The sequence below is a fragment of the Arthrobacter sp. UNCCL28 genome (assembly GCF_900102805.1).
GTDB lineage: Bacteria > Actinomycetota > Actinomycetes > Actinomycetales > Micrococcaceae > Arthrobacter > Arthrobacter nicotinovorans_A.
In genome coordinates this window covers 186125-198905 of sequence record NZ_FMWE01000006.1, presented here as the reverse complement: position 1 = coordinate 198905, position 12781 = coordinate 186125, and the positions used below count along the sequence as shown (strand labels likewise).

9 protein-coding genes are annotated in these 12781 nt (G+C 64.4%); 6 read left to right on the top strand and 3 right to left on the bottom strand.

Translation table 11 applies throughout. The features are described from left to right. Positions 1–14: 14 nt before the first annotated feature. Both BLQ01_RS16655 and BLQ01_RS16650 read left to right on the top strand, forming a co-directional pair. Positions 15–1232, top strand: coding sequence for an ROK family transcriptional regulator (locus BLQ01_RS16655; RefSeq protein ID WP_091552965.1), 1218 nt, complete (start codon positions 15–17; stop codon positions 1230–1232). A gap of 85 nt (positions 1233–1317) precedes the next feature. Next, complete coding sequence (locus BLQ01_RS16650; protein ID WP_091552963.1) at positions 1318–2511, top strand: MFS transporter; 1194 nt, start codon at positions 1318–1320, stop codon at positions 2509–2511. 1063 nt (positions 2512–3574) lie between these two features. Here BLQ01_RS16650 and aceB read toward each other — a convergent pair. Both aceB and aceA read right to left on the bottom strand, forming a co-directional pair. Beyond that, positions 3575–5227 carry a malate synthase A gene (gene aceB / locus BLQ01_RS16645; RefSeq protein WP_026541867.1) on the bottom strand — a complete coding sequence of 551 codons (1653 nt, stop codon included), beginning with the start codon at positions 5225–5227 and terminating at the stop codon, positions 3575–3577. A gap of 391 nt (positions 5228–5618) precedes the next feature. Then, positions 5619–6950 (bottom strand): isocitrate lyase, encoded by a 1332-nt coding sequence (gene aceA, locus BLQ01_RS16640; RefSeq protein ID WP_026547611.1) that lies wholly within the window; start codon positions 6948–6950, stop codon positions 5619–5621. 144 nt (positions 6951–7094) lie between these two features. Between aceA and BLQ01_RS16635 the strand changes: the two genes are divergently transcribed. Both BLQ01_RS16635 and BLQ01_RS16630 read left to right on the top strand, forming a co-directional pair. Continuing rightward, positions 7095–8609, top strand: a complete 1515-nt coding sequence (locus tag BLQ01_RS16635) for an XRE family transcriptional regulator (RefSeq protein ID WP_091552961.1) — start codon at positions 7095–7097, stop codon at positions 8607–8609. Between the two features lie 328 nt (positions 8610–8937). Then, positions 8938–9729, top strand: a complete 792-nt coding sequence (locus BLQ01_RS16630) for an NAD-dependent epimerase/dehydratase family protein (protein WP_091553056.1) — start codon at positions 8938–8940, stop codon at positions 9727–9729. Between the two features lie 47 nt (positions 9730–9776). Here the strand turns inward: BLQ01_RS16630 and BLQ01_RS16625 are convergent, their stop codons facing one another. Continuing rightward, a complete protein-coding gene (locus tag BLQ01_RS16625) occupies positions 9777–11558 on the bottom strand; it encodes a 2-isopropylmalate synthase (protein ID WP_091552959.1) in 1782 nt (593 codons plus the stop codon). Positions 11559–11744: 186 nt separating this feature from the next. Between BLQ01_RS16625 and BLQ01_RS16620 the strand changes: the two genes are divergently transcribed. Together BLQ01_RS16620 and BLQ01_RS16615 are read left to right on the top strand one after the other, a co-directional pair. After that, positions 11745–12413, top strand: coding sequence for a FadR/GntR family transcriptional regulator (locus BLQ01_RS16620; RefSeq protein WP_026541871.1), 669 nt, complete (start codon positions 11745–11747; stop codon positions 12411–12413). Positions 12414–12462: 49 nt separating this feature from the next. Then, positions 12463–12774, top strand: a complete 312-nt coding sequence (locus BLQ01_RS16615; protein WP_026541872.1) for a DUF1272 domain-containing protein — start codon at positions 12463–12465, stop codon at positions 12772–12774. Positions 12775–12781 lie beyond the last annotated feature (7 nt).

Sequence of the window (12781 nt, the reverse complement as noted above, 5' to 3'; positions counted from 1 at the left end):
GCTTCACTAATTGGATGACTACGACTGCCGGAACTGACGCCGGAAACAGCTCCGCGCCAGAAGCCGGTAATCTCTCGCGGGCCGGGAATCTCTTCCAGCTTCTCCGCGACGGCAAAGCCCGTACCCGCGCCGAGCTCGCCGAAACCACCGGACTGGCCCGCTCCACGGTGGCTTCCCGCATCGATGCCCTCATTGCTTCTGGCCTCGTGGGCCCGGCAGGTGAGGCCTCCTCCAGTGGCGGCAGGCCGCCGTCGCGCTTTGCCTTCAAACCCGCCGCGCGCGTCGTCCTGGCCGTCGACGTCGGAGCTACCCACGTGATCGTCGCCGTCACTGACCTCGGGGGCAGAGTCCTCGCCGAGCGGCGTTTGGCGCAGGAAGTCGCCGAAGGGCCGGATGCAGTCCTCAGCCGGGTGGTAGCTGCCGGCCGTGAACTCCTGGCCGAAGCCGGACGCGAACCCGGCGACCTCGCCGGCATCGGAATCGGACTCCCGGGGCCCGTGGAGCACGATACCGGGAGGCCCGTGAAGCCGCCCATCATGCCGGGCTGGGACGGATTCGACGTCGTGTCGTACGTTCAGCAGTCCCTCGACGTCCCTGTCCTGGTGGACAACGACGTCAACATCATGGCCCTCGGCGAGCGCACCGCCTACTGGCCGGACAACCGGAATTTCGTGTTCGTCAAAGTCGCCACGGGGATCGGTGCCGGCATCATCAGCAGCGGTCAACTGCAGCGTGGAGCCAACGGCACGGCCGGTGACCTCGGGCACGTCCGCGTCCCCCGCGGCGACGACGTCCTCTGCCGATGCGGCAACCATGGGTGCCTTGAGGCGCTGGCCTCAGGGCCCGCCGTCGCGCGTCACCTCCAGTCCCAAGGGCTGGAAGCGTCCACCGGCGCCGATGTCCTGCGACTTGTCGGCGACGGCAACCTGCAGGCGATCCAGGCGCTCAGGCAAGCCGGCCGCGATGTCGGCGACGTACTGGCCACGGTAGTCAACCTGCTGAACCCGTCCGTGATCATCATCGGCGGCAGCGTGGGGGAGGCCGGTGAACACCTGGTGGCCGGCATCCGCGAAGTGGTCTATCGGAGGTCCTTGCCGCTGGCCACCACCCACCTGCGCATCAGTATTTCCATGGCCGGTGACCGCGCCGCCATCCTCGGTGCCAGCCAGATGGTCACCCAGCATGTCCTGTCGCCGGCAGTGATTGAGGCCACGCTCCAAGCAGCGGGCTAAGGCTTGCTCGATGCCCGTTGGCGGGTAGCGCCGTGATAGCAATGAAAGTGATGAAAACGCTTCCTGCCCCGCATCGGTCCATCCGGTGAGCCAGTTCCTCGCGAAAATTCCACGCGGTTGGCTGATTCTTGCGTGCATCGGCCTCATAGCGCTGAACATGCGTGGTCCCTTTGTGGCGGTGGCCCCCGTGGTCGATTCACTGCAGCAGGACCTTGGATTCTCGCCTGTTGAACTCGGCCTGCTGACCGGCATTCCCGTGCTGTGTTTCTCCCTCGCTTCTCCGTTGGCTTCGCTGGCGGGGCGCCGGTTCGGGGCCGAATTCGCCGTGATGCTGACCTTGCTTGGCGTGCTGGCAGGGGTGGTCATCCGCTCCAGTGGGGGTGGGGCATCGGTCATGGTGGGCACGGTGGTCATTGGCGTGGCCATCACCATCGGGAACATCGCGGTGCCGCTGATCATCCGGCGCGACTTCGCCCCGCGGCGCCAGGCCACGGCCATGGGCGTCTATACGGCTGCGCTCAACATTGGATCATTCCTGACCTCCGTGGTCACCGCACCCTTGGCTGACCTGGTGGGCTGGCGGCTTGCCCTTGCGGCCAGTGCCCTGCTTGCGTTGGCCGCGATCCTTTTTTGGGTGCCAACCGTGGGTGCGCGGCGGGCGTTTGTTCCCCGTGCGGTTCCTGCTCCACCGGCCTCGTTGTCAGGACCGGTTGCGGGGGTGCGCTGGCTGACAGTCGGCCTGACCCTCGGTTTCGCCGGGCAGGCCTTCTCCTACTACGGCGTCACCGCCTGGCTGCCCAGTTTCCTGTCCGATGAACTCGCCATGGGCACCGCCGACGCCGGTGCCGGCTCCTCGCTGTTCCAGATCTTCGCCATTGTGGGCGGCCTGGGCGTGCCGCTCCTGGCCCGTTTCGCCAGTACGACGGCGGTGGCGTTTACCTTGAGCGCGCTGTGGCTGACGGTTCCCGTTGGTTTGTTGCTGGCTCCTTCATGGTGGTGGCTGTGGTCTTCGCTGGGCGGAGTTGCCCAGGGCGGCGGCATCACGGTGATTTTCATTGCCATCATCAAGTTCGCCCAGTCCCAGGCCGCAGCCGGGAAGATGTCCGCCGTGGTGCAGGGGGTGGGCTACTGCTTCGCTGCGCTGGCACCCACGGTTGTTGGGTTCGTGCACAGTGTGACCGACGGCTGGACCGTTCCCCTGTTCGTGATCCTCGGTTCGGTGCTCATGTTCTGCGTGTGCACCACGTTGTCCGTGCGCTGGGTGGCCCGGCAGCGCTAAGGGTGCGGGGCGGTGGGCTGGCTGCGCGAGGTGGGTGAGCCGGCTGCGCGGGTGCGGGCCGTCTGCGCGCGCTTCCTGCTCCCTTGACGCCCGATTCGGGGGTTCCCTGCTGGGTGTGCCGTGCGCGCGGCATGGTGTGCAGCGGGGCATCGAAGCGGCGGCTGGTTCGTGGTCCCTTGGGTCTGCCCCCGCGTTCGCATCTTCGTGGGTAGCTGTGGGCTGCGGGCCGTCTGAGCCGAGGCTGGTCCGTGGTGTCTGGTCCCTGGTTTCTTCGCCGATTCGGGGGTTTCCTGCAGAATGTGCCGTGCGCGCGGCATGGTGTGGAGCGGGGCATCGAGGTGGCGGCTGGTTCGTGGTCTCGTGGTGTGGTCTGCCCTCGCGTTCGCATCTTCGCGGGTAGCTGTGGGCTGCGGGCCGTCTGAGCCGAGGCTGGTCCCTGGTGTCTGGTCCCTGGTTTCTTCGCCGGTTCGGGGTTCCCTGCAGAACGTACCGTGCGCGCGGCATGGTGTGCAGCGGGGCATCGAAGCGGCGGCTGGTTCGTGGTCTCGTGGTGTGGTCTGCCCCCGCGTTCGCGTCTTCGTGGGTAGCTGTGGGCTGCGGGGCGTCTGAGCCGAGGCTGGTCCCTGGCGTCTGGTCCCTGGTTTCTTCGCCGATTCGGGGGTTTCCTGCAGAACGTGCCGTGCGCAGGGCATGGTGTGCAGCGGGGCATCGAGGTGGCGGGTGGTTCGTGGTCCCTTAGGAGGTCTGCCCTCGCGTTCCCGTCTTCGCGGGTAGCTGTGGGCTGCGGGGCGTCTGAGCCGAGGCTGGTCCCTGGGTGGGGGCCGTCGTGCGCTTCCTGCTTCCTTGACGCCCGATTCGGGGGTTCCCTGCAGAACGTGCCGTGCGCACGGCATGGTGTGCAGCGAGGCATCGAAGTGGTGCGGGCGGGAGCAGGGTCAGTGCGGGCTGGGCATGGGTAAGCCCCGCTGCTGGGCTGCCTCCCCGGCGGTCGGGGTCACTTGTTGCGAAGAGTGCAGGCAGCCCAGCGTCGGGGCTTGTTTGTGTCGCTTTCTGGTCACTGGACCTAGGCGGCGACGAGTTCCTCCTCCGTGGCCTCTTCACGGGCCTCGGTGAGGAAACGGGCGTAGGCGGGGATGGTCAGGAAGGTGGGGAATTCTTCGGCCAGGGTGACTTCTTCAAAGATGGCGCGGGCATCCGCGAACCGGTCTCCGTCAAAGCGTTCCAGCCGGGCGTATTCCTCGTCCAACATGTCCTCCACCCATTCGCGGGTGATGATGTCGCCGTGGTCAGTGATGGCGTGGGCGTGGATCCACTGCCACAGCTGGGAGCGGGAGATCTCCGCGGTGGCGGCGTCTTCCATGAGGTTGTGGATGGCCACGGCCCCGTTGCCCCGCAGCCAGGACTCGATGTAGCGGATGCCTACCTCGATGTTCAGTCGAACCCCGCCCTCGGTGATGGTTCCCTCGGTGCTGGCGATGTCGATCAGCGCGCGGTCATCGGGAGTGACGTCCTCGCGGGAACGGTCCAGCTGGTTGGGGCGGTTTCCGAGAACTGAGTCAAAAACTTCCCGGCATACCGGCACCAGATCCGGGTGGGCCACCCACGAACCGTCAAAGCCGTCGTTGGCCTCACGGGTCTTGTCCGCACGAACCTTCTCGAACGAAGCAGTGTTGGCGGCCTCGTCCTTCCGGTTGGGAACAGCTGCTGCCATGCCCCCAATAGCCATGGCACCACGTCGGTGGCAGGCCCTGACCAGCTGCTCGGTGTATGCGCGCATGAACGGCTGGGTCATGGTCACCTGGCCGCGGTCCGGGAGAACAAAACGGGGTCCGCGGGTACGGAAATTCTTGATCAGAGAGAAGATGTAGTCCCAGCGGCCGGCGTTCAAACCCGCGGCGTGGTCACGGAGTTCATACAGGATCTCTTCCATCTCGAACGCCGCCGTGATGGTTTCGATCAGCACGGTGGCGCGGATGGTGCCCTGCGGGATGCCCAAAAGATCCTGCGCCAGGACGAAGATGTCATTCCACAGCCGGGCTTCGAGGTGGTTCTCGATCTTCGGCAGGTAGAAGTACGGGCCCTTGCCCTGGGCCAGCAGGCGGCGGGCGTTGTGGAAGAAGAACAAACCGAAGTCCACGATTCCTCCGGCGATCGGCTTGCCATCCACGAGCATGTGCTTCTCCGGCAAGTGCCAGCCACGCGGACGAACCACAATGGTGGGCAGGTCCTCGGCAGCTTTGAGCTTGTACTCCTTGCCCTCAGGAGAGGTGAAATCGATGCGGCGCTCCAAAGCGTCGGTGAGGTTCAGCTGACCCTGGATCACGTTCCGCCACGTCGGCGTGGAGGAGTCTTCCATGTCAGCGAGCCAGACCTTCGCCCCCGAGTTCAGGGCGTTGATGGTCATCTTCTTATCCACTGGACCGGTGATCTCCACGCGGCGGTCCTCCAAACCCGGAGCCGGGGGAGCCACACGCCACGACGGGTCATTCCGGATGCCCTCGGTTTCGGGGCGGAACCGGGGATCCTGGCCACCGGAAATCTGGTTGCGGCGGGCGTGCCGTGCCTGCATCAGCTCCTGACGACGATCAGCCGTAGCCCGGTGCAACTTGCCAATGAACTCAAGGGCGTCCGGCGTCAAGACCTCGTTCTGCCGGCAAATGGGCTGCGCGGTGATGGTGATGCCGTTGATAGTGAAGTTGTCAGTGAAGCTGTTCATTTCAATCTCTCCTATGAGAAGCAAAAGTTCGACGGCGGCGCCGCGTCGGGCTGGGGGTCACCTGGGGTGCCGGAGTGGGTAATCCTCCGCGTGCTATTCCCCATCCCGCCCGCTTGGCCTCGCAGAGCTCGGCCGGCGTCCGGGACAGGGCCCCTTTTACGCACGCTTCCGGATCACCCAACCCGGCAGTCGGTATGGTCCGGAAGGCGCGATCCGCACGAGGCCGGAGGGCCGGTAATGCGGCAGCCTGCGTAAAGGGGCCCTATATCCGCCCTCGACCGAGTTCTACGAGGTCAAAGGGCGGATCTGGGGATAGCAGGCAGAGCGTTGCCGGTCCGTAGGCCGGAGGTGATAACCGCGGCCAGCGAGGGCAAGGCGCCGTCGGTGTTGGTTAGTGGAACTGGCCTTCTTCGGTGGATCCCACCAGGGCCAGGGTGGATGCGTTCGGGTTGAGCGCGGTGGCGATGTCGTCGAAGTAGCCGGTACCGACTTCGCGTTGGTGCTTGGTGGCGGTGTAGCCGCGGGACTCGGAGGCGAATTCCTTTTCCTGGAGTTCGACGTAGGCGCTCATGCCTTCACGGGCGTATCCGTGGGCGAGGTCGAACATCGAGTAGTTCAGGGCGTGGAAGCCGGCCAGGGTGATGAACTGGAACGTGAAGCCCATGGCACCGAGTTCGCGCTGGAACTTGGCGATGGTGGTGTCGTCCAGGTGCTTGCGCCAGTTGAAGGACGGGGAGCAGTTGTAGGAGAGCATCTGGTCCGGGAAGTCGGCTTTGACCGATTCGGCGAACTTGCGTGCCAGTTCCAGATCCGGGGTTCCGGTCTCCATCCAGATGAGGTCGGAGTACGGTGCGTAGGCCTTGGCACGGGCGATGCAGGGTTCGATGCCGTTGCGGACCTTGTAGAAGCCTTCAGCAGTGCGAACCGGTTGTCCACCTTCGCGGAGGATGAATTCCTGGTCGCGCTCGTCAACGTCCGAGGTGATCAGGGTTGCTGCTTCGGCGTCGGTACGGGCGATGACCACGGTGGGGGTGTCGGCGACATCGGCTGCCAGACGGGCTGCGTTCAGGGTCCGGATGTGCTGCTGGGTGGGAATCAGGACCTTGCCGCCGAGGTGGCCGCACTTCTTCTCAGATGCGAGCTGGTCTTCCCAGTGAACACCCGAGGCGCCGGCTGTGATCATGGATTTCATGAGTTCGTAGGCGTTCAGCGGGCCACCGAAGCCGGCTTCGGCGTCGGCGACGATCGGGACCAACCAGTCCTCAACAGTCTTGACGCCCTCTGCATATTCGATCTGGTCTGCGCGGAGCAGGGCGTTGTTGATGCGACGGACAACCTGGGGGACCGAGTTGGCCGGGTACAGGGACTGGTCCGGGTAGGTCTGGCCCGAGAGGTTGGCGTCTGCGGCCACCTGCCAGCCTGAGAGGTAGATGGCGCGGAGACCCGCTTTGACCTGCTGCACTGCCTGGTTACCGGTCAGGGCGCCCAATGCGTTGGTGTAGCCACCGTTGGGTGCTTCTTCGGTGAGCTGCTTCCAGAGCTTCTCCGAACCGCGCCGGGCCAGGGTGTGCTCTTCGGAGACGCGACCGCGGAGGCGGACGACGTCGGTGGCCGAGTAATCGCGGGTGACGCCTTCCCAACGCGGGTTGGCGGACCATTCAAGTTCCAGCGCTGCGGCCTGCTGCTCTGCGGACTGCTCTGCGGGTTCAAATGATGCGGTCATCTTTATCTCCTATGTGGTGCCCGGGCCGGCCTCCGCTGCACCGTTGCTGCGTCGGCCGGCTTGTCCGGGATCTGTATTTCTTTTTCGTAAGTCCTACTTTTCTGCACTTCCAAGAGGGTTACTAGAGGAAAACTATGGAAAGAAATGCACTTCTTCGCGTATTCTCAAGAAATGTCGCCTGTGAGCTGGAATCGCGAAGTAGCATCGCCGTCGTTGTCCGCCGCGTCCCCTGAACTGGACGTCATCAGCCTTGGCCGCCGCGTGCGCCATCTGCGCAAGCAGGCCGGGCTGACGCTGGACGACTTGAGTGCCGCCGTCGGGACCGCGCCAAGCCAGCTGAGCCTGATCGAAAACGGTAAGCGCGAACCAAAATTGGGGCTGCTTCAGCAGCTCGCTGCGTCACTGAACGTGACCATCGATCAGCTGCTCGGAGCGGAGCCGCCGAGCCGCAGGGCCGCGCTGGAAATCGAGCTGGAACGGTACCAGCGCGGGCCGCTGTACGAATCCCTCAACCTCCCCAAAATCCGCATCAGCTCGCGGCTTCCGCTCGATGTGCTCGAGTCGCAGGTGGGGCTGCTCCAGGAGCTCGAACGCAAACTTAATGAGCAAGTCGCGACGCCGGAAGAAGCCCGCCGCGCGAACGGCGAGTTGCGTGCCATGATGCGCGAGCGCGGTAACTATTTCCCTGAGTATGAGGCGGAGGCGCAGAAGGTCCTCAAAGGGGTGGGTTACACCACGGGTCCACTGAGCCAGCACGTCATTGCGGACATCGCGGAGAACCTCGGCTTTTCCCTTCATCATGTGGGCGATCTACCTCATTCCACGCGGTCCGTGACGGATTTGAAGAACCGCAGAATTTATCTGACGCAGAACCAGCGCCAGGATCATGATCCCCGCTCAGTGCTCCTCCAGGCTCTGGGCCACTACGTCCTGGGGCACGAAACCCCGCGCAACTACGGGGATTTCCTGGCGCAGCGGGTGGCCACCAATTACTTCGCCGCGGCCCTGCTGCTGCCTGAGCAGGCCACGGTGGAGTTCCTGCAGAAAGCCAAGGCCGCCAAGGAAATTGCCGTGGAAGATATCAGGGATGCCTTTGCGGTGTCCTACGAAACTGCCGCGCACCGTTTCACGAACCTCGCCACCAAACACCTGGGCATCACCACGCATTTCCAGAAGACCCACCAGTCCGGCATCATCTACAAGGCCTACGAGAACGACGGCGTCACCTTCCCCCAGGACCACACCGGCGCGATTGAGGGGCAGCCGTCCTGCAAAGCGTGGACCTCGCGCGCGGTGTTCGACGTGCCGGACAAGTTCAGCGCCTACAGCCAGTACACGGACACGCCATCGGGCACTTACTGGTGCACGGCGCGGACGGAGCGCTCCGCTGCCGGGGAATTCTCGTTGAGCATCGGAGTGCCGTACCAGCACGTGAAATGGTTCCGCGGCCGGGAAACCACGGCCCGGGCAACCTCCAACTGCCCGGATCCGAACTGCTGCAAGCGTCCGCCGGAGTCCTTGGCCAATGAATGGGCCGGCAACGCCTGGCCCTCGGCGCGCGCACATTCGCACCTGCTTGCCGCGATGCCTCCGGGCGCGTTCCCCGGCGTGGACGAGACCGAGGTGTACTCCTTCCTGGCCGCCCACTCCGAGCGCTGACCCCGTCGCTCGCTCACATCCCCCGCGCAGAGTGCGACGCTCGCTCACATCCCCCCGGGTTCGGCTGTAACCCTCAATCACGTCCCCCGGGTTTGAGTGCAACGCTCTCTCACATCCCCCCGGGTTCGGCTGCGTCGCTCTCTCACATCCCCCGGGTTTGAGTGCAACGCTCGCTCACATCCCCCGCGCAGAGTGCGACGCTCGCTCACATCCCCCGGGTTCGGCTGCGTCGCTCAATCACGTCCCCCGGGTTCGGCCGCAGAGTGCGACGCTCCTTCACACGGAATGTCCAACCGCACTGCGCATGAAGCCGCAGTACGGTTGGAGCATGCTTGATGTTGCGGGGAGTCGCTGGGTAGTCACGGGTGCTGCTGGAACGATCGGCGCTGCCCTTCGCACTGCCCTTTCCGAACTGCGGGTTGACTTGGTATCCACTGATATTCGCCCGGTGTTGCCGGCTGGCCCACATGATGAAATCGTGACGGCGGATCTCAGCGAGCTGGGTTTATTGGAGGAACTGTTCGCGGGCGCAGATGGTGTGATTCACCTCGGCGGGATCCCGGATGAGGCGGACTTCCACGACCTGGCAGAGGTGAACATCGTCGGTACCTACCATGTTCTTGAGGCTGCCCGGCGAGCTGGTGTGTCCCGTGTGGTCTACGCCAGCAGCAACCGCCTGACCGGTATGTATCCAGCCGGCGTCGCCGTCTCACCTGGGATGCCGCCCCGGCCGGACGGCTTCTATGGAGTGTCGAAGGTGGCCGGCGAAGCTCTCTGCCGACTGTACGCGGACAAATTCGGGATGAGCACCATCGCGGTGCGCATTGGCAGCTACGAGGTCCGGCCAGGATCCGCGCGTGAGCAGCGGACCTGGCTTAGCCCATCAGACGCGGTCCGGGCGTTCCTCGCCGCAATGACGACAACCGAACACACAGCCGTCTTTTATGCAGTGTCCGCGAACACCGACCGGTGGTGGGACCTAAAGGCCGGATACGACGTCGGGTTCCTCCCCGAAGACGATGCTGCCCAATGGGCAGGGCGGGAGGACTTCGATCCCGGCGTGCCTCAGGGCGGGGACTACGCGACCAAGGATTATTCGATCCGGAAGATGCGCCGGTAGCCGGCGCGAAACCGGGTAGGGGACCGGGCAGTGCCCTTGGCTCTGTTTCATGAGGCGGCGACGGCGGCCGAGCTGGCAGCTGCCGATATCACGGCCTTCACGCTCGCCGTCAGGATGGAGCGATCTTTGCCTGCCGCCCAGCGTGTGCCTTGAGCATCGCGGTACTCCATGAGTGTCAGGGCCTCGCTGTCGGCGCCGGCCGTGAGGGAAGTTTGGTGCAGCGAAAGGACATCGATCGGGATTCCATGTTCGCCGAGCAGCTGAGTGACCGCCTCCACTGGGCCGATGGTGTCGTAGCTGCCGCTCCGCTGGATGCCGTCGATGAGGACGCTGACGCGTGTAGTGGTCTTGTTGTTTTCACTCAGGGATCCGAGGTCGAGTAATTCGATGACGTCGGTGCCCGGGTTCAGATAGTTGTCTTCGAAGAGTTCCAGCAGCGTTGCTGCATTGATTTCGAGTCCGGTGCTGTCGGCGTGCTCCTGTACGCGTCGGGCGAAATCAATCTGCAAGCGGCGCGGCAGTTCGATGCCATAGTCCGTTTCGAGCAGATAGGCGATGCCGCCTTTGCCGGATTGGGAGTTGACGCGGATGACGGCGTCGTAGCTGCGGCCGATGTCGGCCGGGTCGATCGGCAGGTAGGGCACCCGCCATTCCAGCCCGCCTTCGGGACGCCCCTCATCAGCCGCCCGTGCACGGTGCTCGGCGAAGCCCTTCTTGATCGCGTCCTGGTGGGTTCCGCTGAACGCGGTGTGCACCAAGTCGCCCACGTAGGGGTGGCGTGGGTGGATTTCGAGGCGGTTGCTGTACTCGACCGTGCGGCGGATCTCGTCGATGTCGGAGAAATCGATCATCGGATCGATGCCTTGGGCATGCAGGTTCAGGGCAAGCGTGGCGATATCAACGTTGCCGGTGCGCTCTCCGTTGCCGAAAATGCAGCCCTCCACTCGTTGGGCGCCGGCAAGTATGGCCAGTTCGGCGCAGGCGATGCCGGTGCCTCGGTCGTTGTGCGGATGTACGGAGAGGATCACAGCGTCCCGGCGGGCGAGGCGCTTGTGCATGTACTCGATCTGATCGGCATAGACGTTCGGTGTCGCGATCTCCACGGTGGCGGGCAGGTTCAGGATCACCGGACGATCGGGGGTCGCCTCCCACAGCTCAGTCATGGCGTCGCAGAGCTCAATGACGTAGTCGGGTTCGGTGAGGTTGAACACCTCGGGTGAGAACTCAAACCGTACGTTCGGCAGGTGCCCGGCGAATTCGAGCACGTCGCGCCCACCGCTCAGGATCAGCTCCCGCAGCTCGTCCCGGTCCTTATCGAGGACCACATCGCGCCAGACGGGTGCGGTGGCCGTGTACATATGGATCACTACCTGGTTGCGGATGCCGCGGATCGATGCGACAGTGCGCTCAATCAGATCGCGCCGGGCTGGGGTGAACACGACGATCGTCACATCCTCAGGCGCGATGTCAGTCTCAGCGATCAGGCGCACGAAGTCGTAGTCGGTCTGTGACGCGGATGGGTAACCAACCTCGATCTCCTTGTAGCCCATCTTCACCATGAGCTCGAAGAAGCGGCGCTTGCGCTCCGGGTCCATCGGTTCGGCCAGGGCCTGGTTGCCGTCACGCAAATCCACGGGTACCCACAACGGCGCCTGAACCAGGCGACGGGTAGGCCAGTCGCGTTCCGTGAGCGGAACCTCCACGCGGGAATACACATCGCGATAGCGGTGGGATGGCATTTGCGAGGTTCGCTGGCGGTTCCAAAAGGGCGCGACGGCGGGTACTGGCCCGGCGGGGGTGCAAACGCGGGGGAAATCATTGGTGGTCATGACGTGGGTCCTTCTTCATTCGTTGTAGTCCGAAGACCGGCGCGCGTTTCGACTCCACGTCGGGGAGCCGGTCTGGCTATGCCCCGCCGTGGCGGCGAAGAAGAAGAGGTCCGTAAAGCATGGGTTTACGCTAGCACAACTCCTCAGACAAGTAGATAAGTTTGGGGGATAAGGGATGATGGTCCCATGACACAACTGCGCCGCGAACCGCTCGCCGAACAGGCCGCTGAAGCACTTCTGGAACGTATCCGCGGCGGCGAATGGGCACTCGGTCAAAAGCTTCCAGGAGAGACGACGCTCGCTCCGCAGCTCGGCGTAGGCCGGTCCACAATCCGCGAAGCCATACGGCACCTGGCCGGCCGCGGCGTGCTCGCCTCCCGCCAAGGTGCCGGTGTCTTCGTCACGGCGCTCGACGAGCCCGACGATTGGGACCAGGTCCTTCGACGCGCGGACATCGCCGCGGTGATCGAGGCGCGAATCGCGATCGAGGTTGAAGCGTCGGCGCTGGCCGCGGAAAGGCGCACCCCTGCCGACCTCCGGGCCATGAGGCGGGCGGCGGGGGAGCGGGATCTGAACCGCTCGGGCGTGGAGGAACACGTCGACGCGGACACGGTCCTTCACCGCAGCATCATCCTGGCTGCACATAATCCGATCCTCACCGAATTGTTCGACACCTTCACCCCGCGCAGCAGGCAAGCGATGATCGAACTGCTCCGGCGCCGCGGCGAACACGGCAGCGACGCCGATCAACTCACCCACATGCGCATCCTCGATGCGATTACCGGCAGGGATGCGGCAGCGGCAGCCACGCTCACGCGAGAGCATTTGCTCGCGCTCAAGGCAAAACTGCCCTAGTTCTTGCCCGTAGTTTGCCCATCCTGTGCGCGTGCAGCAGTCTTGGCACATGGCCCTTGAACTTCGACCCAATTGCGAATCATGCGATCGGGATTTGCCGCCGGCGTCGCTGGATGCACGGATCTGCACCTACGAGTGCACGTTTTGCGCTGACTGCGTGGATGACCTGCTGCTGAATGTTTGCCCGAACTGCGGTGGCGGGTTCACGCCCCGGCCGATTAGGCCGGCACGGATGTGGCGTGAAGGCTTGTCGCTGGAGAGGCAACCGGCATCTGACGTGCGCCGTGGCCTTTCTTTCAGCATCAGTGAAATCAAGGACTTTGCGGAACGATTGAAAGACATCCCGCCCGCGAACCGCTGACGCGGCA

Bases quoted from the DNA above. Each gene is read 5' to 3' on its own strand.
- BLQ01_RS16655 (WP_091552965.1), top strand. From the start codon at position 15: ATGACTACGACTGCCGGAACTGACGCCGGAAACAGCTCCGCGCCAGAA.
- aceB (WP_026541867.1), bottom strand. From the start codon at position 5,227: ATGAACAGCTTCACTGACAACTTCACTATCAACGGCATCACCATCACC.
- aceA (WP_026547611.1), bottom strand. From the start codon at position 6,950: ATGACCGCATCATTTGAACCCGCAGAGCAGTCCGCAGAGCAGCAGGCC.
- BLQ01_RS16635 (WP_091552961.1), top strand. From the start codon at position 7,095: ATGCACTTCTTCGCGTATTCTCAAGAAATGTCGCCTGTGAGCTGGAAT.
- BLQ01_RS16630 (WP_091553056.1), top strand. From the start codon at position 8,938: ATGCTTGATGTTGCGGGGAGTCGCTGGGTAGTCACGGGTGCTGCTGGA.
- BLQ01_RS16625 (WP_091552959.1), bottom strand. From the start codon at position 11,558: ATGACCACCAATGATTTCCCCCGCGTTTGCACCCCCGCCGGGCCAGTA.
- BLQ01_RS16620 (WP_026541871.1), top strand. From the start codon at position 11,745: ATGACACAACTGCGCCGCGAACCGCTCGCCGAACAGGCCGCTGAAGCA.
- BLQ01_RS16615 (WP_026541872.1), top strand. From the start codon at position 12,463: ATGGCCCTTGAACTTCGACCCAATTGCGAATCATGCGATCGGGATTTG.